We start from the raw sequence: 26,128 nt of genomic DNA on the forward strand, positions 1-26,128 counted from the left end.
TTTTTTGTACTCGAGGCGGGACTTGAACCCGCACGAACATTACTGTTCACTGGATTTTAAGTCCAGCGTGTCTACCACTTCCACCACTCGAGCAAAAAAATACTCTCGAGCGAAAAACGGGGTTCGAACCCGCGACCTCAACCTTGGCAAGGTTGCGCTCTACCAACTGAGCTATTTTCGCAAGCGTTGTATGATCGTGCATTATTTCTGTAATGCGAGTGCAAATGTAAAATATTTTTTCACTTGTACAACTACCATAACCCGTTATTTTTCGTCTTTTTTTTCAAGCGGTTGGCAGTCAGGAAGTAAAAGCTTGTGAATTTTTATAAAAAAAACGCTTGTTCCAATAGAAACAAGCGTTTTGCCTTATTTTTTCGATCGATCAAAGCGATTTATTGGATCATTTTTTTCAATTCATGTAGTTTCATTAAAGCTTCTACAGGTGTTAAGGTATTGATGTCAAGTGCTGTTAATTCATCTTTTATACTGCTCAACAATGGATCGTCTATATTAAAAATACTCAACTGCAAGTCTTGTTCTGCTGGTTTTAATCCTAGTTCTCCTTCTGCATGGTGATTTTTTTCTAATTGTTTCAACATTTTTTGAGCACGATTAATTACCAATTGAGGCATTCCTGCCATTTTTGCTACGTGAATTCCAAAACTATGTGCGCTTCCTCCAGGAATTAATTTTCGAATAAATAGCACGTTGTCCTTCAGTTCTTTAACGGAAACATTGTAGTTTTTAACCCCCTCAAAATACTCTTGCATATCGTTTAATTCGTGATAGTGTGTAGCAAAAAGTGTTTTGGGTTTTGAAGGGTGTTGATGCAAAAATTCAGCAATAGCCCAAGCGATAGAAATTCCATCATATGTGCTCGTACCACGTCCAATCTCGTCCAATAAGACTAAACTGCGATCTGAAATATTATTCAAAATAGAAGCCGTTTCATTCATCTCTACCATGAAGGTTGACTCTCCCATGGAGATATTGTCCGAAGCCCCTACACGAGTAAAGATTTTATCAACAACGCCCATGCGTACAGCTGCAGCTGGAACAAAACACCCCATTTGTGCCAATAATACAATCAAAGCAGTTTGACGAAGAATGGCCGATTTTCCCGACATATTCGGTCCCGTTATCATAATGATTTGTTGGGTAGAATTGTTGAGAAACACATCGTTAGTAATATAGGGTTTATCAAATGGCAATTGCTTTTCAATAACCGGATGACGACCCTCTTTTATTTCTAAATCATAGCTGTCATCTAGCACTGGACGTACATAATTATTTTCTAATGCCAATTGAGCAAAAGAGGACAAACAGTCCAACTGTGCAATCAGATGCGCATTTAATTGAACCGGCTGAATGTATTGGCCACACCAATGAACAAACTCATCATATAGCCTGCTTTCAATCTGGCTAATCTTTTCTTCTGCGCCTAATATTTTGTTTTCGTATGCTTTTAATTCCTCCGTAATATAGCGCTCCGCATTGACCAATGTCTGTTTGCGTATCCAGTTTTCTGGTACTTTGTCTTTGTGGGTGTTGCGCACTTCAATATAGTATCCAAAGACGTTGTTGAAGGCGATTTTTAGCGAAGGAATTCCCGTGTTTTGACTTTCTCTTTGTTCCATTTCATCGAGGTAGCCCTTGCCTGTAGATGAAATATTGCGCAATTCATCCAACTCTTCATTCACCCCAAAAGCAATGGCATTCCCTTTGCTAACCGCTACAGGAGCTTCTGCATGAATGGTTTGCTCAATGCGTTCGCGCAACAAGCCGCAATCGTGTAATTGATCGCCAATGCTCTTTAAGGATGCGTTTTGGATTTTTAACGCTTGCTCCTTAATCGGAATAACAGCATCTAATGAATCCTTTAAATACAAGAGTTCACGTGGGGTTATTTTTCCCGTTGCAATCTTTGAGGTCAAGCGTTCTAGATCGGATATTTTTTTTATTTGCCCTTGAAAAAATGCAAGGGTATCTTGTTTTTGTGTTAGTAGTTCCACAATTTCGTGTCGATCAACAATACTGTTCTTTCTTTTCAGAGGCAATGCCAACCAGCGTTTGAGTAATCGACCACCCATAGGGGAAAGCGTTTTATCAATCACGTCAAGCAAGGTAATTGCGTTGAAATTACTGCTTTGGTAGAGCTCTAAATTGCGAATGGTAAAGCGATCCATCCAAACGTAAGCATCTTCTGCAATGCGTTGAATGTTTGAAATATGCTTGATGCGCGTGTGCTGTGTTTCTGAGAGATAATGCAATACCGCACCACAAGCAATCACGCCTTCTGTTAATTCTTCAATGCCAAATCCCTTGAGGGAATTGGTCTGAAACTGTTTGGTTAGCGACTCAAAAGCGAAGTCTTCTTTAAACACCCAATCGTCTAAAAAGAAGAGGTTGTAGGCAGAACCAAAGTGCTGTTGAAAGAGAAGTTTGTTGTTTTTCTGTACTAATATCTCGCTGGGGTTAAAGTTTTGCAGTAGCTTGTCGATGTATTCTTCATCTCCTTGCGCCGTGAAAAACTCTCCAGTAGACACGTCTAAAAACGCAATTCCTAAGGTTTTCTTAGCAAAGTGTAAGGCGCATAAAAAGTTGTTAGACTTGGATTGTAACACTTCGTCATTTAAAGCTACACCAGGGGTAACTAATTCTGTTACTCCGCGTTTAACAATGGTTTTTGTCATCTTGGGATCTTCCAACTGATCGCAGATGGCTACGCGAAGTCCGGCTTTGACCAACTTGGGTAAATACACGTTTACCGCATGATGAGGAAACCCCGCCAATGCAGTTTCACTAGACGTTCCCGCCCCGCGCTTAGTTAACGTAATACCTAAAATTTGTGCGGTTCGAACGGCGTCTTCTCCAAAAGTTTCATAAAAATCTCCTACGCGAAATAACAAACAAGCATCGGGATACTTTGCCTTGATATCGTTGTATTGTTTCATTAATGGAGTTTCTTTTGTCGCTTTTTCTTTAGCAGCCATATCTTTTGTTTTTTTGGAAATAACACGAAGTTACAAATATACAGTAAGATTGGCGAGATAGCTAAAAGCAAAAGAATTTTTACGACAGCGGAATCTGATAGTATCGCTTTAAACGACGAAGGGGAAGAGAAGTAAATATAACGATTAACAGCCCAATTAAACAGCCAATAGTCACCGCCAAAAAGCGATACAATGGCGTCATTTCTGTGATGCCCGTAATGGGCTGTACCAAAATGATCACTAAAGAAACTAAGGCAACACGCGCCATGTTTAGTATCTTGAAAAAGTAACAAATCAAAATGGTTAAAACAATGCCAAAGAGAATCACGTACAGGTTTGGCGTATGAATCTCCAAGCAGATTAATCCCACTACCGATCCTACTAAATTGGACTTGAATCGTTCAATTGATAATTTCTTCGAATTTTGTCCCTCTGGGGAGATTACTAAAATGATAGAAATAATAGTCCAAAGCGTTTCGTGATCCTCAAACCGAAGAAAAAGATAATAGCCTATACAGAATCCAATTAGGCATCTAACGGTGTAAATTAGTACTGCTGAGGTAATTATTCTCTTGATTAAGTCGTGGATCATCTTCAATTTTTAACCTACAAAATTATTGAACTTCAATAGGGTGGACAAGTATTCTCTATCAAAGATTAGTTAAAAGTTGACTATTATCAGGTGTGATTTAGATAAAAACTTAGTTTTTTTACTGTTTTGTATTTTCCTCCCCTAAATAATGGACTAGTATCGCTTTAATCAATATTTTTGCAGAAATATAGTAACTACCTATGCGAAAATTAGCCAATAGCGAATTAGAGAGAAAGAGTATTGACGAGTTTAAATCATCGGATAAAACACCAATTATCATTGTTTTAGACGATGTACGAAGTTTACACAATATTGGATCGGTATTTAGAACCTGCGATGCTTTTTTGATTGAAAAAGTATTTTTATGTGGGATAACAGCGACACCACCCAATAAAGAAATACACAAAACCGCACTAGGTGCAACAGATACAGTGGAATGGGAGTATGCAAAAGACGTGGTGGAAGTAGTGCAACAATTAAAAGCAGCAGGCGTTTGTGTGCAAGCCATCGAACAGGTGGAAAATAGTGTTATGCTCAACGATTTTCAAGTACAAGATCAAACGCGTTATGCTTTGGTTTTTGGAAATGAAGTAAAAGGAGTATCTCAAGGCGTTGTTGACCTGAGTGATGGGGTAATTGAAATTCCGCAATTGGGAACAAAACACTCCCTTAATATTTCAGTAAGCGCGGGCATTGTTATTTGGGATTTATTCCAACAAATGCAACAAAAGGCACAATAGTAACAATACGATGACAGATCATAACAAAAAGCTCCAACACTTCGTATTGGAGCTTTTTTTAAGATGTTAGCTTTGCAGCTATTTGATTTAGTATATGGATGTAATCCCCTTGATTGGCGACAAAGTCTAAATCTGAGATGTCGATCAACAAGACTTTTTCAGAAGGAATAGTTTTCATAAAATTGAAGTAGCCTTGGGTCACTTTATCGAGGTATTGTCCTGAGATATCACTCTCATAGGAACGACCTCTTTTTTGGATATTTTCCAATAAGCGATCCGTATTTTGGTATAGAAAAACGTATAAATCGGGTTTAGGCGTCTCTTTATACATAATGTCAAAGACTTGTTGATAAAGGCGAAACTCATCTTCTTCTAGGGTGATCTGTGCAAAAATCAACGATTTGAAAATGTAGTAATCGGCAATAATAAATTCTTTGAACAAGTCAAACTGCGCCAAATCATCCGATAATTGAGTGTAGCGATCAGCTAAGAATGACATTTCCAATGGAAAAGCATATCGACTGGCATCTTGATAGAATTTAGGCAAAAAAGGATTGTCGGCAAAACCTTCAAAAATACTCTTAGCGTTAAAGTCCTCAGCAATGCGATGCGTAAGCGTCGTTTTTCCTGCGCCAATATTGCCTTCAATAGCTACGAAATTCAACTTTCTTAACGGGTGATGTTGCAAGTGAGATTCTAGTAGATCCACTTGCTTAAAAGTCGTTACATCCGGGCATTCTGCTAGTAATTGCTTACAGCTCTTTTTGAAAATCGGATGAATCCAATCCAAGTGCAAATCATATAAAGGCTGCAAGACAAATAAGCGTTCCTGCATCAATGGATGTGGAATCGTTAAGGTTGGTGTATGGATGATGTCGTCATTAAACGCAATGAGATCAATATCAATACTACGGGCAGCATATCCTGCTTGTTGCTTGCGGATGCGTCCTAATCTTTTTTCTATGGCTAATGTTTTTTCTAGTACCTGTTGCGCATCTAAAAGACTGTGGATAACCAAAGCACAATTGTAAAAAGGCTCACTTTCAAAACCCCATGCTGGAAATTCATAAATGGGAGAAATTGTAATAACAGTACCTACTTCATTGTGAATGAAGTCTATAGCTTTATTTAGATTTGCTTTTTTGTCCCCTTGATTCGTACCAAGAGATAAAACTAGCATGTTTTGCGTATTCATGTCACAAAAGTAAGTAAAAGAAATTTTAATTAATGCTAACTTTGTGCAGATATTAAATGAAAAGTATAGGGCAATGTAACATTTGTTTGCTAGGCTCTACTAATTGGATAAAAAATAATACTATGAAGTTTTTAAGAAATTTATTAGCAACGTTACTGGGATTATGTATCTTTTTCGGCATACTGTTTGTTGGTTTTATAGCCATTATCGCGGTAGCGGGAAGTAGTGAAACTGTACTTGTAAAGAATAACTCTGTATTGGAGTTGGACTTGTCAACGGTACAATATGATTATGGAGGAAAATTTAGTTATAAAGACTTTAATTTCAACGACCAGCGTAAGGATGGTGTTTCGGATGTAATAATGGCAATTGAACAAGCAAAAAACGACGACCGTATCAAAGGAATCTCCATGTTGAATACGGTTTCTTCATTGGGATTTGTTCAGCGAAGAGAGATTAGAGAAAAATTACAAGAGTTTAAATCAAGTGGAAAGTTTGTGGTCTCTTATTCCAATGCGTTATCACAAGGTGAATACTATTTGAATTCAGTGGCAGATACTGTATTTGTTAATCCTGTGGGAGCTGTTGACTTCCGTGGATTATCAACTGAGATTTTATATTTAAAAGGATTACAAGATCAAACGGGAGTACACATGGAGGTTATTCGTCATGGGAAGTACAAAAGTGCGGTAGAGCCTTATTTAGAAAAGCAAATGAGCGAAGCCAATAGGGAGCAAATTACAGTATTCCTAAATTCAATTTGGTCTACGTTGGTAGCTGATGTTTCTAAAAGCAGAAGTATAGCAGTAGATAGTTTAAATGATATTGCGACGAACTTAGCAGCAAGAACACCAGAGCGTGCCTTAGCTTTAAAGTTGATTGACAAAGTAGCCTACGAAGATGAGTACCACGCCGGAATCAAAAAAGCGTTGGAGATGACTCAAGACAAAGATTATAATAAAATCAGCGTCTTAGAGTATATCAAAGCAGATAACCCAACAAAGAAAGCTAGTACAGATCAAATTGCCGTAATTTATGCCCAAGGGCAAATTCTAAATGGTGAAGGAAATGTAAACTATATTGGAGAGGGGTCTATCAATAGAGCTTTAAAGAAAGCGCGTAATAACGACAAGGTCAAAGCGATTGTTTTGCGTGTCAATAGCCCTGGAGGAAGTGCTTTGACTTCAGAGTTAATTTGGAGAGAAGTGGAATTGACTAAAAAAGTAAAACCTGTGATTGTATCTATGGGAGATCTAGCGGCTTCAGGAGGATATTATATCGCTAGTGGTGCAGATCGTATTTTCGCTGATCCTGCGACCATTACTGGTTCAATTGGTGTATTTGGTATGTTGCCCAATTTCAGTACGCTAGCAACTAAATACGGAGTAAATGCAGAACAAGTAAAAACGCATCAAAATGCAGCTTCCTATAGTCCTTTCCGAAAAGTAGACGACTCGTTTAAATCCGAAGTAACAGAAAGCATAGAGTTTATTTATGAAACATTTGTTAATCGCGTTGCTGCAGGCCGTAATATGACGTTTGAAAAAGTAGATGAGATTGCTCAAGGACGTGTTTGGACAGGTGTTGATGCCTTAGAAAAAGGGTTAGTTGACGAATTAGGTGGATTGAACGCTGCAATTGCCTATGCTGCCAATAAAGTTGAAATCGAAGACTATAAAGTGGTAAACTATCCAGAATACGAACTAAAAATCAATGATTTGTTGCGTAATTATTTAGGCGCTTCGATCATGCAAACGCAAGATGAATTGCTGAAGGAGAAAATTGGACAAGAGAATTTTGAAATGATGGAACGTTTAAATTATTTCCAGTCGCTAAAAGGGGCACAAGCGATTATGCCTTTCGAAATTAAAATTCAATAAGATAAGATTTTCACAATATATGGAAAGAGTCAACTCATGTCATTTGAGTTGACTCTTTTTTTTGTTATTTTGTATGAAAATTAATTGATTATGAAAAAGAAAATTTGGTTGTGGATTGGTGGAATTGTCGGTGGGATTTTCCTGCTACTACTCGCTGCTCCATTTTTGTTCAAAGGAAAAGTTCAAGATTTAGTACTTAAAACCATTAACGACAACCTCACAGCAACGGTGTCGTTTGATCAGGTGAATTTGAGCTTGTTGAAAAACTTCCCCAAAGCGACGGTAACTATTGACGGATTGACGATCGTCAATACAGCTCCTTTTGACGGAGATACTTTAGTGCATGCACAGACGATTGGCTTAAAAATGTCGGTGATGGAATTGTTCAACGGGGAGAAAGAACCCATGAATATTGAAGAAATTCTACTAAAAGAAGCAAAGATCAATGTCTTGGTGAACGAAGAGGGAATCGCCAACTACGATATTGCTTTGAAAGATGAGGACGAAAAAGAGGAGGAGAAGGACAAAGAAGACACCCCTTTTTCTTTAGCGTTAAAGCACTATCAAATTGAAAATACCAAACTTGTATACACGGATTTAAGCTCGAAAATGCAAGTAATCATTGAGGAGTTTAATCACGAGGGAAAAGGAAACTTAACTGCAAATGTGTTGGATTTAGATACCCAATCAAAAGCTAAGGTTTCTTTTGTTATGGATGGAACTTCCTATTTGAACCAAGTACAGTTAGCGCTCAATGCTATGATTGGCATGGATATGGATCAGCAAATCTACACCTTCAAAGAAAATAAAGCGCTGATCAATCAATTGCCGTTAAAATTTGATGGTCAGGTGCAATTGTTGGAAAATGGTCAAGCTTTTGACTTGTCTTTTGCTACACCTGATTCAGACTTTAAAAACTTTTTGGGTTTAATTCCGGAAGCCTATGCCGGTGGTCTAAAAGGGGTAACGACAACAGGAGAATTCAAAGTAGCGGGTAAAGTAAAAGGAAATTTGACGGAAACGACAATTCCTACTTTAGCCATTGAAATGGCCGCGAATAACGCGTCCTTCAAATACCCTGATCTGCCGAAATCGGTAGAGAAAATCGTATTGGATATGAAAATAAATAATACGACAGGGTTGATGAAAGATACCTATGTTGACTTGAATAAACTGTCGTTTAAAATTGATCAAGATGTATTCAATGCCAGTGCCAATATCAAAAACCTGACAGAGAACCCATTAGTTGATGCAAAATTAAATGGGGTAATTAATTTAGCCAATGTGACCAAAGCTTATCCCGTGAAACTCGATGTTCCCTTAACGGGAATCTTAAAAGCCAATGTTACGACTAATTTTGATATGAATTCCGTAGAGAAAAGTCAGTATCAAAACATCAAAAATGCAGGAGATATTAGCTTAACGAATTTCCATTTTGCTTCAGTTGCAATGGCTAAGCCCTTAGATATAAAAGAAGCGGCTATTTCGTTTAATACCAATCATGTGAGCTTGAATAAATTTGCTTTGGCAACAGGACAAACGGATATAGCTGCTGATGGGCGTTTAGATAATTTATATGGCTTCTTGTTCAATAAACAAACGCTAAAAGGGAACTTTAATGTGCGTTCTACGAACTTTATTCTAGCGGATCTCTTGAAAGAGGATATTGCCCAAGCAGCTGAAAAACCGAAAGAAGAAAAAGCTAAACCTACTCCACAAGGAGAAGCTTTGAAAATACCTGCGTTTTTAGATTGTACAATAAATGCAGATGCTAAAACGGTAGTCTATGACAACCTCACTCTGAAAAACGTAAAAGGTCGTTTGATTGTAAAAGATGAAACCGCTCGATTAGAAAACATGACCACGGATATTTTTGGCGGTAAATTGTTGTTTGCGGGAGATGTATCAACAAAGGGAACACAACCAAAGTTCAATATGGATTTAGGTTTGAAAACCTTGGATATCAAGGATACATTTACTCAATTTGAGTTCTTGAAGAAAATTGCTCCTATTGCAGGAATTATTGCCGGTAATATCAATGCCAATGTCAAATTAGATGGGCAATTGGAAAGCAATGACTTTTCACCTATACTGAATACACTTTCTGGGGATTTAACGGGAGATATTTTAAATTCGCAGGTGAATGTCGCTCATTCAAAATTGCTTTCTTCTCTAGATTCAGCAGTAAAATTTGTTGATTTAAGTAAATTAGATTTGAATAATAAACGCATCCATTTGAAGTTTAAAGACGGAAAAGTACAAGTTTCTCCTTTTGATTTGAAATTGAAAGATATGAATGTACAAGTTTCAGGAGAGCACGGTTTTGATCAACAGATGAATTACGACTTAGATTTCAACGTTCCTGCTAAAATGTTAGGACCTGATGTAGCGAATCTCTTGGCGAAATTAAGCCCTCAAGAAAGTGCCAAATACGATGCAATTCCGGTGAAAGTAGGGTTGACAGGTGATTTTAGTGCGCCAAAAGTAGGAACCAACATGAATGAGGTCATTACCAATCTAACCAAGCAAATTGCAGAAGATCAGGCTAATAAATATATCGATAAAGGAAAGGATGCTTTAAAAGATTTGTTGAGCGGTGGAAAAAAAGATAAAACAGAAGGAGAACAGGGTGGAGAAGGAGAAAAGAAGAAAACAGAAACGGAAGAAGCTGTAGATAAAATAGGGAAAGGATTGAAAGATCTTTTCGGCAAAAAGAAAAGCGAATAAAAGCATTGATCCAAAAGTAATAGCTATGCCCCAAAAAGTGTTTAACTTTTTGGGGCATTTTTTATTTTATATCTAGTTGAACAACATAGCCTTCATAGGTTCTAATATTGAAAACTGTACCATCATCAAAGAGTAAGTACTGCCCTTTTACGCCTTTTAATATCCCTTGATAAGAAGGTGTTTTATCTAGGTTAAGGCTTTTTATTTTGGTGGGAAATTCCAACACAGGATAATGTAATTCCCATAGATCAGCTGTGGTTTGATCAAAGTAAGGTTGTACTTCTTCGGGCAATTTGGACGCAAGTGTATTTCGAATTTCCAAGAGATCCGTATCAATGATATCGTTTTGCAACATTTTACGCCAATTGGTTTTATCGGTAAAGAGGTCTTTTAGAGCGACTTCTGTGATTCCTGCTAAATAGCGATTGGGAACTTCTACAATGGGAATTGCACGGGAAGCGCCTTGATCTATCCAACGCGTAGGGACTTGAGTTTTACGCGTTACACCAACTTTTACATCACTTGCAGCGGCTAGGTATACAATATGTGGTTGCAACTGCACTTTACACTCATAGTCCAAATCGCGATCGGCAATACCTAAATGAGCCGTACTCAACTCGGGGCGCATAATCCAATCACCCACAGCCGGACTTGCATAAAAACAGTCATAACAAAAGCCTTGACGGAATATTTTTTTGTGCCCCCCACAGTTTAAACACTGATAATCCACAAATGAAATTGATATAGGACGATCCAATACCTGATTTAAGTTGATGAAGTTATTTTGAAACACTAGATAGTATTCAATTGGGCTACTCCATTCCGTTTGCATTTTGTTTAAAACTCCTTCGTATAGCATAAATAAAATTGTTATTTTTGGGTAAGGAGTAAAAGTACAAAAACAATTTTTATTGTTTAGTTACTCTTTTCACAAGGAAAAGGTAGTTACCTTATTAATAATATAGATATGGCGCTGACAATTGTTAATTCTATTGCATCCTGGATTCTGAAGAAGAGAATTCATCAAATAGATTTATTTCGAAAATACCCAAATGAGGTACAAAACGATGTGTTTTTAAGTTTGATTAAAGCAAATGAAAAGACACTAGTAGGAAAGCAGTATGATTATGCTAGTATTAAAAGTTATGAAACATTTTCAGAACGAGTTCCAATCTATACGTATGAGGCATTTGAACCATATATAGAAAGAGCCAGAAGAGGGGAGAACAATATTTTTTGGTCCGACCCCATTCGTTGGTTTGCCAAGTCAAGTGGAACGACCAATGCTAAGAGTAAATTTATTCCTGTAAGCAACGAAGCCTTGGAAAATTGTCATTACAAGGCGGCTAAAGATTTGCTTTGTTTGTACTTAAACAACAATGAAAACTCACAGCTGTTCACCGGAAAAGGCTTGCGTTTAGGTGGAAGTAAACAGCTGTATGAGGACAATAATACGGTCTTTGGCGATCTATCGGCTATCCTCATTGACAATATGCCGTTCTGGGCCGAATTTAGCAGTACACCATCAAACAAAACCTCGTTAATGTCAGAATGGGAAACCAAGATGAATGCTATTATTAAAGAAGTTAGGGATGAAAATGTTACTAGTTTTATGGGGGTTCCCTCCTGGATGTTAGTGCTATTCAATAAAATTATGCAAGAAACGGGAAAAGGAAGTTTGCTTGACCTTTGGCCTAATGCTGAGGTGTATTTTCACGGCGGCGTTAGTTTTGAACCGTATAAAGATCAATACCACAAATTATTGCCTAGTGCTGATTTCAAATACTATGAAATTTACAATGCCTCAGAAGGGTTCTTTGCCATTCAGGATCAAAATGGATGCAACGAGCTATTGTTGATGCTAGACTATGGTATTTTCTATGAATTTATTCCCATGGATACCTTTGGATCAAGTGCGCAAAAAATCGTTTCCCTACGCGATGTTGAATTAGGGAAAAACTATGCTATGTTGATTACTACAAACGCTGGTTTAGTGCGCTATTTGATAGGGGATACCGTTCGATTCACGAGTTTATTGCCATATCGCATTAAGATCACAGGTCGCACCAAACACCATATCAACGTTTTTGGAGAGGAATTAATGGTAGAAAATACAGATCGCGCCTTAGCAAAAGCATCTGCTTTGTTTCAAGTTGAAATTGCAGAATATACGGTTGCTCCAATCTTTATGGTTGATCGAGAAAAGGGAGCACATGAGTGGATTATTGAGTTTACAAAAGCACCAGACGATTTAGCCAAGTTTGCTACAGTATTAGATCAGTGTATACAGGAAGTAAATTCTGATTACGAAGCTAAACGTTACAATAATATGACACTAAATCCTTTGGTTTTACACCAAGCGCGTCAAGGGTTATTCTATGATTGGTTAAAAGAGCATGATAAATTAGGAGGTCAACACAAAGTACCACGTTTATCCAATGAAAGAGGGATTATCGAAGAACTGCTAAAATTGAATCAAACGAAACGAGTATAAAAAAGAAAAGCTCCCACCTTGTGGGAGCTTTTTTTTATTGCTAGCTAAAATTATTTAGCAACTTCTTCAGTAGCTGGAGCTTCAGTAGCAGGAGCTTCTTCAGTAGCTGGAGCTTCTTCAGTTACAACCTCTTCTTGAGCAGGAGCCTCCTCAACTGGAGCTACTACTTCTTCTTGAGTTGTTGTTACTTCTTCTTGAGCTGGTTCTTTTGCAGTGTCTTTACAAGAAACAAAAGATACACCCATCATAGCTACTAAAGCAATGCTTAATGCGATTTTTTTCATTTTACTAAAGTTATAAAAGTTAATTATTAATTCGATACAAATATAGAAAATAAATCATTCAATGATTTGTTTTTGTAAAATATTTTTATATAAAAATTTATTTTGCAAATACCTGAAAATCAGTTATTTATTTTTTATCATTTTTGGGATTTACCAATTTCATCTCATTTATTAGGTGTTTTGCATCTGCAAACTTGTCAATAATAAACAAAATATAGCGTGCATCGACCATAATATTGCGACAGATCGCTGGGTCATAGTAGATATCACTCATAGTACCTTCCCAAACGCGGTCAAAGTTCAATCCGATTAGGTTTCCATATGCGTCAATGGCCGGACTTCCTGAATTTCCTCCAGTTGTATGGTTGGTCGCAATAAAGTTTACAGGAAGTTTTCCATCTTCTGCATAGGCTCCATAATCTTTTGCATTATACAAGTCAATCAACTTGGCTGGTACGTCAAATTCGTAATCGCCAGGAACGTATTTCTCCATGATTCCCTCTAAGTGAGTTACAGGCTCATAGTAAATAGCATCTTTTGGAGCATAGCCATCAACTTTACCATAAGTTACGCGTAAAGTACTGTTTGCATCAGGGAAGATTCTAGCATCTGGATAAAGTTCCAATTGCGCTTTCATATACGTGCGTTGCAACGCTTTAATTTCAAGGTCTAATGCTTCGTATTTTGGCAATATATTCGCTTGGTAGTTTTGGATTAAACTTTTGGCAAATACATATCCTTTATCCGCTGCTAATGCCGCTTTTACTTGGCTGGCATCACCGTGTAATAATTCTTTCAATCCTTCATAAGACGTCAATTTACTTTGGCTGTAAATTTCTTTCGTAAGGGCAGTAACGTCTGCATCAACTAAAGTTGGCGCTAAATGTTCTTTTGGTGCTTTTTCTTTATAGAGTTGAACAATTGCTTTGAACACATCTTCATCTACATTTTTATTGTAGTTTTTGTAGAAACGCTCCTGTGATTGCAACAAATTGTTTCTTCTGCTTTGGAATTGAGCCTCGTTGTTCAACGCATTTTCTACCGCAAATAATCTCCAAGCTGTAGCTAATAACTCACCATTTCTCAAGGCAACCTCCATGAAATAATCTCTACTTAAAGCATAAGGAGCAATGTCTTGGTATAATTTTTCGAATTTAGGCAGTATAGTCGTATATTCTTTAGCGTTTTTACTTTTCTTCGCTCTTACAGTAAAGTCTTGTTCAAACGCTTTTTTAGCTGCTACTGCATGGCTCTTTTTTAAGCCTTGACTCTCGCCAATCCACTTTTTCCAGTAGTTTGCAGTTCCTGCGTATTTAGATGCATACTGAATTTTGATCGCTTGATCATTGCGCATATATTCATCCGTAATTTTTAAAGCAACATCACGTACTCCAATCTTAGCTGGATTCAAATCGTTGATGATTTGCTCAATAGCATAAGAAGGCAAGTATTCTTGTGTTTGCCCAGGGTAACCAAACACCATGGTAAAATCATCTTGTGCTACACCATCAAGTGAAATAGGGAAAAAGTGCTTGGGTGTATAAGGAACGTTGTCTTTAGAGTAGGCAGCAGGGCGGTTATTTTTGTCTGCATAGATGCGGAACAAAACGAAGTCTCCCGTATGACGCGGCCATACCCAGTTGTCCGTATCCGAACCAAATTTCCCAATAGATGATGGCGGAGCCCCTACTAAACGAACGTCTGTAAAGGTTTCTGTTACAAATAAAATGTACTGATTCCCCTCGTAAAACGATTTAATTTTGTTCGCTTGCCAATCTTTTTTAGGGAAAGTAGCAACGGTACGAGAAATATTTGCATTAATTTTTTCTTGTTTTTGAAGTTCCGTGTCTTTGGCTTTTACTCCGTGCATTACAGCTTCCGTAACATCCTCAATGCGCACAATGAAGGTAACTTCTAAATTGTCATTCGGCAATTCGTCCGCTTTTGTTTGTGCCCAAAAGCCATCGGCCAAATAATCGTGCTCTACAGAAGAGTGCGATTGGATTTGCCCATATCCACAGTGATGATTCGTCAACAATAATCCTTGTGCCGAAATAACCTCAGAGGTACACCCTCCATTGAAATGAGGTACAGCATCTTTCATGCTCGAATGATTCACATCATAGATGTCTTGAATGGACATTTTCATTCCTAATGTCGTCATTTCTTTCTCATTCATTCCCTCTAACAATGACGGAATCCACATTCCTCCTTGTTGTGCATAAACGGGAACAATAAGAAGTGCAACGAGCAGTTTAAATGCGTGTTTAAGTCTTAAGTTCATAAAATTGTTCGTTATGTTTTTATTCGAGGCAAGATACAACTATTCGTTTAATAGGGAAGAACGTTTGATTGTACATCCTTTATTTTATGTCTATTTTGACAAAAAAATAGATGTTTGTCAAAGCAAAATAGAAGAAAATTGATATTTTAATAAGGAAGGTAAGTAAAAACGTAGTAAAACGGAGTTTGAGCTAGTGTTTTTTATACCACCTAGGTAATGTCCTGGGGCAGTGGATACTTTAGCCTGTTAAAAAAAAGAGGATATTACAGGGGTTTGCCTGTGCAGGATACAAATAAAGCGATGGGTTTCGTAAATAGAAGGGGGAACAGTAAAAATGAGAACTTCGATTCGATAGCTTCACATTATTTAGACTCGAGCTATTGTGACAATGAATATTTTGACTTATCTTGCTCGTTCGGTATTAAACTAATTTATATATACCTCTAACTTTCTATAAGTTACCTATAGTGTAATTATTAATTCATAGTATAAAAGGTAAGTAAACAACAGCGTTTACTTACCTTTTTTTATGTGCTATTCTCGTTTAACTTGGAATTTTCAGATAGTTATCAACAATTATAATACTTGTTAGTGCTAGTGGTTGTTAATAACTATGTACAAGTGGTTAGTGCGATATTTTCATTATAAGTAATTGGCTATATGTTTGTTATGTGTGTTGTGATCTTAGATGTTGCCTCTTTATTCGCTAGGATAAAGTCAGAACTCACCTTACTTAATTCACAACGCAAGTCATCATTTGTTAATAACTTTGATAAATTGTTGATAAAGTCAGCTTCATTGTTAATAACTATACAACTTCCCAGTTGAATCAAGTCTTTGGCTTCTTGGAATTTCTTGTAATTAGGACCAATTAAAATGGGTACACCAAAAGTGGCAGCCTCCAATATGTTGTGTATGCCAGCGCCGAATCCTCCACCAACGTAGGCGATACTCGCATAACTATACGCTTTTGTCAATAAGCTATAAGCATCAATGAGGTAAACTTGTACATGCGTCAGATCTGTGCTTCCTGCTTGATATTGTGAATGAAGTTGCTTGGGTTTTTGAATTGATTCGTATAATTGTTTGATTTGATCGGGTTTGATATTGTGCGGAGCAAGGACTACTTTTAATTCTTGATCGGTTGTTTGATTGATGTAATCCAGGATTATTTTCTCATCTTGCGGCCAAGAGCTTCCTACCACAAGAGTTTGTTTTGTTTTTCCATGGGTCAGCTCCTCTAAAAAAGGAAGTGTATTGTCTTGTTCTAAGATCTGACTTACTCGGTCAAAGCGCGTATCGCCCACTACCTGACTGTGGTGTATGTCTAAACTAGCGAGTAATTGTTGGGACTGTTTGTTTTGTACAAAGAAGTATGTAAAGGCGGATAATGCCTTTCTATAAAAGCTGCCATACCATTTAAAAAACACTTGATCTGGTCGAAAAATTCCAGACACTAAATAGGTTTCTATTCCTTGTTTTTTGAGCTGGTTGAGGTAATTCGGCCAATATTCATATTTGACAAAAAACACTTTTTCGGGATGGGTAAGTTTTAAAAAAGTCTTTGCATTTTGTTTGGTATCCATCGGAAGGTACAGGGTTGCATCTGCCAAAGTGTTGTTTTTCTTTACTTCATAACCCGATGGTGAAAAAAAGGTCAATACAATTTTATGGGTAGGGAATTGCTGTTTTAGGGCTTCCATAATCGGTAAGCCTTGTTCGTATTCTCCCAATGAGGCAACGTGAATCCAAAATACGCGGTCTGTAGGTTGGATTTTTTGGCGTAAAATAGAAAAAGACGCTTTTCGTCCCTGAACAAATAACTTAATCTTAGTATTGAATAAAGCAACAACAGGCAAGAAAGCCGTCGCGATATGAATAAGTAGATTGTAAAGAAATAACATATAGAATAGTTTATCTAGCGAAATTACACTTCTTTTAGTAAAGAAAAGATTTTTGAAGTAAAGAAATTAGTATTTTTGTGGTTGTAAAACATATCGATAACCAAGTTATTTTGCCCCAAAACAATAAGAGGAGCAGGAGACTTAGAGATACTAAATCCAAGGCGATGAAACAAATTCAAATGGTTGACTTAAAAAGTCAATATGAAGGAATTAAAGAAGAAGTAAATCAATCGTTCCAAGAAGTGTTAGAAACTTCGGCATTTATCAATGGCCCACAAGTACACACTTTTCAAGCGAATTTAGAGCAGTATTTAGGAGTGAAGCACGTTATTCCTTGTGCAAATGGAACAGATGCATTGCAAATTGCAATGATGGGGCTAGGGTTACAGCCTGGTGATGAGGTGATTACTGCAGATTTTACTTTTGCTGCTACAGTTGAGGTAATTGCATTATTGCAACTAACACCCGTATTGGTTGACGTTTGTCCTGATAGTTTGAATATCTCTGTAGATGCAATTAAAAAAGCGATTACACCTAAAACAAAAGCGATTGTTCCAGTGCATTTATTTGGGCAAGTAGCTAATATGGAAGAAATCATGAATATTGCAGCGGAACACAATTTATTTGTGATTGAAGACAATGCACAAGGGATTGGAGCTAGCTATACGTTTTCTGATGGTAGAAAAGTGAAAACAGGTGGGATTGCACACGTTGGAGCAACGTCTTTCTTCCCTTCTAAAAACTTAGGTTGTTATGGAGATGGTGGTGCTATTTTTACAAATGACGACGCTTTAGCTCATATTATTCGCGGTATAGTAAACCACGGAATGTACGAGCGCTACCACCACGATGTAGTTGGAGTAAATTCGCGTTTAGACAGTTTACAAGCAGCGGTGTTGAATGCGAAATTACCGCGTTTAGACCAGTATAATACAGCAAGGAGAGCAGCAGCTACTCAGTATTCTGCAGCTTTGGCTAATCATCCAAACATCATTACACCAAAAGTAACAGGTGACCAAGACAGCCATGTGTTCCACCAATATACATTGCGTATTGTCAATGCAGATCGCAATGCTTTAATGGCGCACTTACAGTCAAAGGGAATTCCTTGTGCGATTTACTATCCAATTCCTTTACACAATCAAAAGGCTTACTTGGATCCACGTTACAAAGAAGAAGATTTCCCAGTTACGAATCAATTGGTGAAGGAAGTATTGTCTCTGCCAATGCATTCTGAGCTTGAGGAAGATCAAATTGCATTTATTACAGAGGAGATTAAAGCGTTTTTCGCCTAATCGTTTCAAAAGAAGTATAAAAAAAGCCTTGAGTGATCAAGGCTTTTTTGCGTTTATATTCTTTTGGTTGTTGTATTAATCAATAACGAACACAGGGCACAAGCGGCCAAGGATAAGGCTACAATGGGCATGGATCCGTTGTTTAAGGTATTCAGCAGTACCGAGGTTAAAAAGGTAAAGGCTAATTGAGATGCACCGAAAAGGGCAGAGGCAATTCCAGATTCTGCTTTAAATGGCGAAAGAGCCAATGTAGTAGATGTAGGGAAGAGCATCCCTAAGGGCAGTACGAAAAAGAAAAGGGGTACAAGTTGGTAATAAATCGATGCTTCTATCAAAATAAATCCAAGCAATAGAAGGGCAGCAATCAGCTGTATGCTCGTTCCTAAGGTGATGATTTGTTTAGGTTCTAGACGTTTTCTCAAAAAAGAAGAGGTAAGGAATGAGCCCAACATTAATCCGCAAGAATTCACCATAAAAACAAGACTAAAAGCACGACTGCTCAATCCACCTACTTCCATTACTAAAACGGGTGAATTGGAAATATAGAGCATCAAGCAACTGAAGGCAATACTCCCAATAAGGGTATAGGTGATAAATGTTTTGTTTTCAAATAACTTGACATAGTTTTGGGCGATTGACTTAACTTCTAGCGTAGGTAGGCGATTCGAAAAGTCTTCTTTTAGAAAGGTAAACGTCATTGCAATACTGAATAGTGCAAATAACCCCATAGCGGTAAAAATATGCGGCCAATCGTAGTGTTCCAATACTGCATTTCCAAGGATGGGCGCAACAATAGGAGCAATACCTCCTACGAGTGCCAAGATGCTGAATATTTTTAGGGTTTTGTCTTTGTCAAAACGCTTGTTTACAATAGAGCGTGCAATGACTAGTCCACCGCTACTTCCAAAGGCTTGTAAAAAGCGATACACCCACATCATTTTTATATCTGTGACATAAAGACAAGCAAAAGAGGTGAGGATAAAAATGCTCAGCGAAAGGATAATCGGTTTTTTCGCCCCATATTTATCCGAAATTGGCCCCCAAAAGAGTTGACCTACAGCCAAACCCCCTAAGAATGTTGACAAGGAAACTTGAACATAGCTAACCTCGGTTTGTAGATCGGCTGCTATTTTGGTAAAAGCAGGTAAATACATGTCAATGGCTAATGGTCCTAATGCTGTAAGACTCGCCAAGGTAAAGATTAATACCCACTCTTGAAGTGATAATTTCTCCACAATTTATAATGAAATAGAAAATCCTTGATGTTTTGGGATCAAGGATTTTTTGTATTGTTAATTGATTTTTTAGCTATTGAATGTTTCAGCGTCTTTGTCAATTTTCTTGATTAAGCCTGTTAACACTTTTCCAGGGCCTACTTCTGTAAAGCTAGTAGCTCCGTCAGCAATCATTTGTTGAATGGATTGCGTCCATTTTACAGGTGCAGTTAGCTGTACAATTAAGTTCTTTTTGATTACCTCAGGGTCATTTACAGCAGCTGCAGGTACATTTTGATATACGGGACAACTTGGTTGGTTAAATGTAGTTGCTTCAATTGCAGCAGCTAATTCAGCACGTGCAGGTTCCATCATGGGCGAGTGGAAACCACCACCAACAGGAAGTAATAGTGCTCTTTTTGCGCCGGCTTCTTTTAATTTTTCACAGGCTTGTTCTACTGCTCCTGTTTCACCAGAAATAACCAATTGACCAGGGCAGTTGTAATTCGCAGCAACCACTACGCCATCAATCTCCTTGCATACTTGTTCTACGATTGCATCTTCTAAACCTAATACAGCAGCCATGGTAGAAGGAGTGATTTCACAAGCTTTTTGCATTGCCAGGGCGCGTTGAGAAACTAAACGCAAGCCGTCTTCAAAAGCTAAAGTCCCATTGGCAACTAAAGCAGAGAATTCGCCTAATGAATGTCCAGCAACCATCTCCGGCTTAAAGTTTTCGATTGTTTTAGCTAAAATCACCGAATGTAAAAATACAGCAGGCTGCGTAACTTTTGTTTCTTTTAATTGTTCTGCAGTTCCTTCAAACATAATGGCTGTAATATCGAAGCCAAGAATGTCATTTGCTTTGTCGAATAACTCTTTTGCAATCGGCGAGCTTTCGTATAAATCTTTACCCATTCCTGTGAATTGAGCACCTTGACCAGGGAAAACGTATGCTTTCATATGTATAGTATTAATATATAGGTTCGGGGGCAAAAATAAGGTATTTTTCTTAGTTAAACGAAAAGGAATAAAAAAAGCCACCTAAACATAGGTGGCTTTTGGTATGATTTATTGGATAATTCCAATGCGATTGTCTTTAATTTTTGCTTGATCTTTTAAAGCTTGTAATGCTTTACTCGATGCACTTGCGCGAACTACGTTATCCGTTTTTGTTCTGTAGCTATTATAGTGATCTAATTCTGGTGCAGGATTAATTCTCGTTGTTTTTACCATGTAAACTCCTTTAATACCATCGATCAATTTTGAGTTTTGGTTTACAGGTGTTCCAAATGCAGTACCTACTACTAATGGTTCGTTTCCGATATTTGTAATTAATGGATTTTGTCTTGTTACATCCATGATTACTGCAACAGAAGCATTGGTTTGTTTTGATACTTCTTCAACGGTTGAAGCAGTCATTTTTTGTCTGATGATTACTGCTTTTTTCTCGTTCATTAAAATAGGTTCTACTATTTTTCTAGCCTCTTTAATCGGCAATAAACCAGTATCGTTTTTAGACGTTAATTTTGCAATGATGTATCCGTCAGGAATATCAAAACGCTTCACATCTCCGTCTTTAGAATCTTTGTTAAATGTCCATGAAACGATTTCGCTTCTAGATCCAACTGCTTGTAAATACTCGTCAAAAGGACGAACAGTTACATCTTGTTGAACGATTGCATTTGCTTTTTCTGCTTCTGCCACAAAGTTAGCTGTGCTCGCTGCAGATTCAATTGCTGTTGCTTTTGCGAATGTTTCATCAGCAGTCGTTTCAGAAGCTTCTACTTTTCTAGCTAAAGTAGCAATTTGTACTCCTTCAGATTTTCCTAACACTTGAATCACGTGGAAACCATAATTTGTTTCTACAACACCTATTTTACCAGGGGCATTGTTGAAAATGAAATCTTCGAATGGTTTCACCATTTGACCTTTGGCAATATCTTCGTATTTACCTCCGTTAGCTTTTGATCCTGGGTCTTCTGATTCAGCACTTGCTAATTCAGCAAAGTTAGCAGCAGTAGCTTTTTTCAAAATTTCGTCTGCTTTAGCTTTAGCTTCTTCTTTTGTTCTTGTTGCTGCACTTTGTGGTGCCCCAGCATAAGAAATCAAAATGTGAGCTGCGTTTACTCTAGCACCTGGTTTTTTATCTACGATACGAGAAATACAGTAGTGGTCATTAAATAAATAAGGACCGAATACTTCTCCTGCTTGAAGGTTGTATAGTTGTTCTTGGTACTCTAATGGTAGATCTTTTTTCGCGTAGTATACACTGTCAAATTTCACATCAGAATTCGCGTTAACGAAAGCAGCTAAGTCTTTAGTTGCTTTAAATCCTGGGATTGTATCGTTCTTTTTTGTTTCCGCATTGTACTGCACTGTAGGTAGTAAAAATGCTTCTACTTTTTCTTTGATCTCTTCTTTGTCTTTGTCTGACGGCTTGTTCTCGATGTAAGCGTAAGTCAATTCACGTGTAGGTTCAGATTTGAATCTATTTTCGTGTTTTTTCATGTAGCTAACGATTTCATCATCGCTTACTTTAGCTTCATCATCGTTGATAGTGCTATAAGGAACCGTAACGTAATCAAAAGTTACTTTGCTGTTTTCACCTTGGTATGAGTATTTCGCTTCTGTTTGAGTAGTGTAAATACCACCTTTAACCATAGCGTTATACATTTGTTGTAAACCAAATTTCTCTAGTTCAACTTCGTAATTTAACCAAGCTTGCCATTGCTCAGGACCAGCTTGTTTCATTGCCATCACCCAAGCGTTAAACTTAGCCATGTCAAATTGTCCCAATTGATTTTGGAACTCAGGACTATTAGCAAACATAGGGTTGGTTTTCACTACGTTTATTAATTGGTCTTTTCCAATTTGCAAACCTAATTTTTCGAATTCGGTTTGTAGCAGTATATTATTCACTTCGTTATTCCAAACCATTTGAAAGGCTTGATTTCTGCTCATTTGATTCCCTTGCTCTGCTTGGGAAACTTTTTGCTGAAAGACTTGCGTATTGATGTCCTCACCATTCACGCTTCCAATATTTCTCGAAGTATCAGCACCACCGCTTCTAACTACGTCTCCAATAACGAATGCTAATAACGCAATACCAATTACTGCAATTAACAGCGCCGACTTTTGTCTAATTTTTGATAAAACTGCCATGTTTTTTTATTATGTGTAATTTTTTTCAGAGAGCGAAAATACAATTATCTCTTTAATAATAAAAGGGGTAAACCCATTATTTTGAAGAAAGAATGCCTTTCTCAATGAATTTTACTGTTAAAAAATAAAATTTTTTACTTAAAGCTTGATTCTAGCTCGTAAAAATCAGTCTTTAGGTAAGGGAAAAAGATAAAATTATAAAAAATAATAGACAAGCGAATGCACAAAAAAAAAATCGTCTAGCTATATATTGCTCGACGATTTCTTGATATTTTGTATTGAAAGTTATTTTTTCTTGTAGTGATCTACCATTCGCTTACTGTATTTTCTTCTGAAGAAAAACATGAAAATACACAAAGCGGCGGCGGCAAAACTCAACCAATAGGCTGAGAAAGGTTCATTTACTGCAATTTTTGTGATTGCGTCATATATGAATAGACCGGCAATGAATAGGTAAAGGAACGGTATAATTTGTAGTGCTTTCATAATCTAGTTTTCTTTTTTAATACTTTCTGCGTAGCTGTTTCTAGCTTTAATTACGTTGAGTTTTCCATCAAAATCAACGCCTACGCCTTGGGTAAAGTTTTCTTTGTCTGTCGACGCTTTATATTTTCCGTTGGTGTAAAACCAATCGCGCTTTTGATCGTAATACAGCTGATCTGACTCGAGCTTTTTATTGTCGTGGGTGGTAATAACCACATTGCCTTTTAAATCTACAAGCTCAGTTGTAGTATACTGAATAGCATAATCCGCTACAACTGTATTTTTATTGTTGGATTCGTCAAAGAACGTTAAGTGTATACCCTCAGGAAATTCAGTAAACTTGTATTTTACCGTGGAGTAATCGAGCATTTTTTTGCTCACTAGAATGGCTTTAACTCTTCCTGAATCTACAAATTGACCTTGCATATTCTCCGCGATTCCCGCAGGATAAAATGGTGCTTTGTTGTGTATTTTTTGAATATCTCTAAAATTGCTTTCACAAGACAACAAGCTAAGGACACAAAGTCCTAAAAGAATAAAAGGTGTTTTCTTAGTGAATAACATGCGCAAACGGGATTAGTCAAATTTACGTTTCATAAACCAGAAATCGTTCAAAGATAAACCAATCGATAAGTTGAAATAGTTTTCTTTGATCAATCCACTGCTTTTTGTTCCTCTGTTTCCGTATTCAAGCCCGATATTTACATTCGATAAGGTGCGTCCAAATAACGGGAATCCAGCTCCAACAGATACTGCATAGTCGTCTATACTTTGATTTTTTAACTCTAATCCCGTGTTTTCATAACGGAATCCTGCGCGATATACAACGCGATCAAAATAGCTTGTAAACGAGTTGTATTTCGGGATGTAGAACCCACCAATTGCATAGCGTTTAGTATCTTTAAAGCCAGAATAAGAAGATTGATTCCAGCTATTGGCTAATTTGCTGTTTTCAACATAAGTAAATTGCCCTGAAACAAACCATTTTAAATTTTCACCAATACCAGCTCCAAGAGAGAATTCTTGGGGTTTCTTTAAGTTAGTGCTCCCGTTGAAAATTTCTCTTGCGTCAACAATTCCACCATTGGCATTTAAGATTCTTAAATTCGTCAGGTTGTCCGCAGTCAGTTTGGTCTCTGGGCTATACGTTACATTTGCTTGAAAATCATAGCCTTTCAATTTTCCTTTATATTGAACCGCTCCTCGGATTTCGTATCCTTTGTAGTCAATTCTTCGCATTTCGTTTGTGCGGTACGTTAAGGCAAAACCATCTCCAGCATCAATCATGGTTATTAAGTTCATGTGTTTGGTGTTACCAAAGAAATAGCTCGCTTGCACACCTACCTGAAAATTCTTGTTGATTTCATATCCAGCACCTAAGAAAACGCGGTTAATTCCCCCTTCTCCTTCTAGTTGATTGTTGGTGATCTGGTTGAGTTCGTTGGTTTTTACACTTTCGATTTTATATCCAACATTTGAATACGGTTGCAATCCAAAAATTACGCTGTATTTCTTAGATAGGGGCAATCCTAAAGCAAAATAATCAAGAGATTGACGTTTGATATTGTCCGAACTTTGATCCGATTTGAAATTATAGAATTTTGAGGTACTTCCAACCGAAAAGGTCGTAGCCTTTAGTTGGCTAATAGCAGCAGGGTTCAGTAAGTTTAGGTGTAAACTATCTGAATAGACACTATTACCTCCCATAGCTTTATATTCATTTGTACCATTGTAACCTAAATCTCCAATTCCGTAAAACGAATAAGGAGACGCAGTTCCTTGCTGAGCGAAAGCTTGAGCGGATAAAATAAGGCTAAAGCTAAGAATGATTCTTTTTATCATTTTCAATTATGTATTGATATATATGGTTCAAACTTTCAGAAAGAAAGTTTGGATTAGCAAATATTATATTTTTTAATCTTTTTGCCAAAAAAACTGTATCACCTCCCGTTAAAATTATTGTTAAATCAGGATATTCTTTTTTATAACGGTCAATAATATTGTCAATTTCTGCAACAATTCCATTGATAACGCCAGATTGAATCGATTCGTGTGTATTTTGGCCAATGAAATACGAAATATCTTCCATTTCCAATAAAGGCAGTTTTGCGGTATAATCATTTAAGGCTTTATACCTCAGTTGCAATCCTGGAGAAATTGATCCACCGAGGTATTCATTGTTCGCATTGACAAAGTCGTACGTAATACAAGTACCTGCGTCTATAATCAATCGCGCTACCTGAGGGTATTGAATAGAAGCTCCAGCAGCAGCAACTAATCGATCCATGCCTAAGGTGTGAGGTGTTTTATATTTATTGATCAAAGGTAGGGGCGTACTAGGTGTAATTTGGGTTAATTCTGTGTTTTTTTTAAGCCAATCAAGCAAGGAAGTATCCAACTGTCCCACGCTAGCCAAGACAATTTTTGGCTTTTCGCTATTTTTTTTAAAAAAAAACAATAATTCTTTCTGAATGTTTTTCGTCGATAGGTACTCGGTTTTTAAAAGGCTATCGTTTTCAAACATAGCGAGTTTGGTTCTTGTATTGCCAATATCAAGGGTGTAGATCATGTTTACTTTGCTTTGTTGAACAAAGATAATTAAAGAAAAATTGACTTAGATGTTTTGTAAGAATAAAAAAGTATTATATATTTGCAACCGCTTAAGAGAACAAAAGTTCACTTACTAAAAGCCAATTGGTGCCTTAGCTCAGTTGGTAGAGCAAAGGACTGAAAATCCTTGTGTCCCTGGTTCGATTCCTGGAGGCACCACAAAATTAGCTTTTAGTATCTTAGTTTAAAACTGGTGCCTTAGCTCAGTTGGTAGAGCAAAGGACTGAAAATCCTTGTGTCCCTGGTTCGATTCCTGGAGGCACCACAA

General features: G+C 37.3%; 19 protein-coding genes and 4 tRNA genes. 7 read left to right on the plus strand and 16 right to left on the minus strand.

Features of this window, described 5'->3' with window-relative positions; all coding sequences use genetic code 11:
* Positions 1-7: 7 nt before the first annotated feature.
* From HX062_RS02345 to HX062_RS02360, 4 genes are all read right to left on the minus strand, one after another.
* Positions 8-93 (minus strand) — tRNA-Leu (locus HX062_RS02345).
* Positions 94-108: 15 nt separating this feature from the next.
* Positions 109-181, minus strand: a tRNA-Gly gene (locus HX062_RS02350).
* Between the two features lie 211 nt (positions 182-392).
* A complete protein-coding gene (gene mutS / locus HX062_RS02355; RefSeq protein ID WP_182625594.1) occupies positions 393-2,993 on the minus strand; it encodes a DNA mismatch repair protein MutS in 2,601 nt (866 codons plus the stop codon).
* Between the two features lie 79 nt (positions 2,994-3,072).
* Complete coding sequence (locus tag HX062_RS02360; RefSeq protein ID WP_182625595.1) at positions 3,073-3,585, minus strand: FUSC family protein; 513 nt, start codon at positions 3,583-3,585, stop codon at positions 3,073-3,075.
* Positions 3,586-3,785: 200 nt separating this feature from the next.
* Here HX062_RS02360 and HX062_RS02365 point away from each other — a divergent pair, with 200 nt between their 5' ends.
* Positions 3,786-4,325 carry an RNA methyltransferase gene (locus HX062_RS02365; RefSeq protein WP_182625596.1) on the plus strand — a complete coding sequence of 180 codons (540 nt, stop codon included), beginning with the start codon at positions 3,786-3,788 and terminating at the stop codon, positions 4,323-4,325.
* A gap of 58 nt (positions 4,326-4,383) precedes the next feature.
* Here HX062_RS02365 and folK read toward each other — a convergent pair whose 3' ends face one another.
* Positions 4,384-5,520, minus strand: coding sequence for a 2-amino-4-hydroxy-6-hydroxymethyldihydropteridine diphosphokinase (gene folK, locus HX062_RS02370; RefSeq protein ID WP_182625597.1), 1,137 nt, complete (start codon positions 5,518-5,520; stop codon positions 4,384-4,386).
* A 122-nt stretch (positions 5,521-5,642) separates the two neighbouring features.
* Between folK and sppA the strand changes: the two genes are divergently transcribed.
* Together sppA and HX062_RS02380 are read left to right on the plus strand one after the other, a co-directional pair.
* Complete coding sequence (gene sppA / locus HX062_RS02375) at positions 5,643-7,400, plus strand: signal peptide peptidase SppA (protein WP_286466254.1); 1,758 nt, start codon at positions 5,643-5,645, stop codon at positions 7,398-7,400.
* Positions 7,401-7,490: 90 nt separating this feature from the next.
* Positions 7,491-10,127: an AsmA-like C-terminal region-containing protein gene (locus HX062_RS02380; protein ID WP_286466257.1), complete on the plus strand. Its 2,637-nt coding sequence runs from the start codon at positions 7,491-7,493 to the stop codon at positions 10,125-10,127.
* A gap of 61 nt (positions 10,128-10,188) precedes the next feature.
* On the opposite strand, the gene HX062_RS02385 is transcribed toward HX062_RS02380, so the two are convergent.
* Positions 10,189-10,986, minus strand: a complete 798-nt coding sequence (locus HX062_RS02385) for a DUF2797 domain-containing protein (RefSeq protein WP_182625600.1) — start codon at positions 10,984-10,986, stop codon at positions 10,189-10,191.
* 108 nt (positions 10,987-11,094) lie between these two features.
* Here HX062_RS02385 and HX062_RS02390 point away from each other — a divergent pair, with 108 nt between their 5' ends.
* On the plus strand, positions 11,095-12,621 hold the full coding sequence (locus HX062_RS02390) for a GH3 auxin-responsive promoter family protein (protein WP_182625601.1): 1,527 nt from the start codon (positions 11,095-11,097) through the stop codon (positions 12,619-12,621).
* Positions 12,622-12,671: 50 nt separating this feature from the next.
* Here HX062_RS02390 and HX062_RS02395 read toward each other — a convergent pair whose 3' ends face one another.
* From HX062_RS02395 to HX062_RS02405, 3 genes are all read right to left on the minus strand, one after another.
* Complete coding sequence (locus tag HX062_RS02395) at positions 12,672-12,905, minus strand: hypothetical protein (protein ID WP_286466260.1); 234 nt, start codon at positions 12,903-12,905, stop codon at positions 12,672-12,674.
* A gap of 127 nt (positions 12,906-13,032) precedes the next feature.
* Positions 13,033-15,189, minus strand: a complete 2,157-nt coding sequence (locus HX062_RS02400) for a S46 family peptidase (RefSeq protein ID WP_286466262.1) — start codon at positions 15,187-15,189, stop codon at positions 13,033-13,035.
* A 656-nt stretch (positions 15,190-15,845) separates the two neighbouring features.
* Positions 15,846-17,093, minus strand: a complete 1,248-nt coding sequence (locus HX062_RS02405) for a 3-deoxy-D-manno-octulosonic acid transferase (RefSeq protein ID WP_286466264.1) — start codon at positions 17,091-17,093, stop codon at positions 15,846-15,848.
* A 164-nt stretch (positions 17,094-17,257) separates the two neighbouring features.
* On the opposite strand from HX062_RS02405, the gene HX062_RS02410 reads away from it, so the two are divergent.
* Entirely contained in the window at positions 17,258-18,388 is a 1,131-nt protein-coding gene (locus HX062_RS02410; protein ID WP_182625605.1) for a DegT/DnrJ/EryC1/StrS family aminotransferase, read from the plus strand.
* 53 nt (positions 18,389-18,441) lie between these two features.
* Here the strand turns inward: HX062_RS02410 and HX062_RS02415 are convergent, their stop codons facing one another.
* From HX062_RS02415 to HX062_RS02445, 7 genes are all read right to left on the minus strand, one after another.
* Complete coding sequence (locus HX062_RS02415; protein ID WP_286466266.1) at positions 18,442-19,623, minus strand: multidrug effflux MFS transporter; 1,182 nt, start codon at positions 19,621-19,623, stop codon at positions 18,442-18,444.
* 69 nt (positions 19,624-19,692) lie between these two features.
* Positions 19,693-20,565, minus strand: a complete 873-nt coding sequence (gene fabD, locus HX062_RS02420; RefSeq protein WP_286466268.1) for an ACP S-malonyltransferase — start codon at positions 20,563-20,565, stop codon at positions 19,693-19,695.
* A 108-nt stretch (positions 20,566-20,673) separates the two neighbouring features.
* Positions 20,674-22,767 (minus strand): peptidylprolyl isomerase, encoded by a 2,094-nt coding sequence (locus HX062_RS02425; protein WP_286466270.1) that lies wholly within the window; start codon positions 22,765-22,767, stop codon positions 20,674-20,676.
* 285 nt (positions 22,768-23,052) lie between these two features.
* Positions 23,053-23,253, minus strand: coding sequence for a hypothetical protein (locus tag HX062_RS02430; protein WP_182625609.1), 201 nt, complete (start codon positions 23,251-23,253; stop codon positions 23,053-23,055).
* 3 nt (positions 23,254-23,256) lie between these two features.
* Positions 23,257-23,814, minus strand: coding sequence for an LPS export ABC transporter periplasmic protein LptC (gene lptC, locus HX062_RS02435; RefSeq protein ID WP_182625610.1), 558 nt, complete (start codon positions 23,812-23,814; stop codon positions 23,257-23,259).
* 12 nt (positions 23,815-23,826) lie between these two features.
* The gene (bamG, locus tag HX062_RS02440; RefSeq protein WP_182625611.1) at positions 23,827-25,092 is read right to left on the minus strand and encodes a BamG family beta-barrel-assembly machinery protein; all 1,266 of its coding nucleotides are present in this window, start codon (positions 25,090-25,092) and stop codon (positions 23,827-23,829) included.
* On the minus strand, positions 25,070-25,819 hold the full coding sequence (locus HX062_RS02445; RefSeq protein WP_286466272.1) for a type III pantothenate kinase: 750 nt from the start codon (positions 25,817-25,819) through the stop codon (positions 25,070-25,072). Before HX062_RS02445 ends, bamG begins: the two co-directional genes overlap by 23 nt.
* 127 nt (positions 25,820-25,946) lie before the next feature.
* On the opposite strand from HX062_RS02445, the gene HX062_RS02450 reads away from it, so the two are divergent.
* Together HX062_RS02450 and HX062_RS02455 are read left to right on the plus strand one after the other, a co-directional pair.
* A tRNA-Phe gene (locus HX062_RS02450) sits at positions 25,947-26,019 on the plus strand.
* A gap of 33 nt (positions 26,020-26,052) precedes the next feature.
* Positions 26,053-26,125, plus strand: a tRNA-Phe gene (locus HX062_RS02455).
* Positions 26,126-26,128 lie beyond the last annotated feature (3 nt).

It is taken from the genome of Myroides sp. DF42-4-2 (genome assembly GCF_030326445.1).
Taxonomy (GTDB): Bacteria; Bacteroidota; Bacteroidia; order Flavobacteriales; family Flavobacteriaceae; genus Flavobacterium.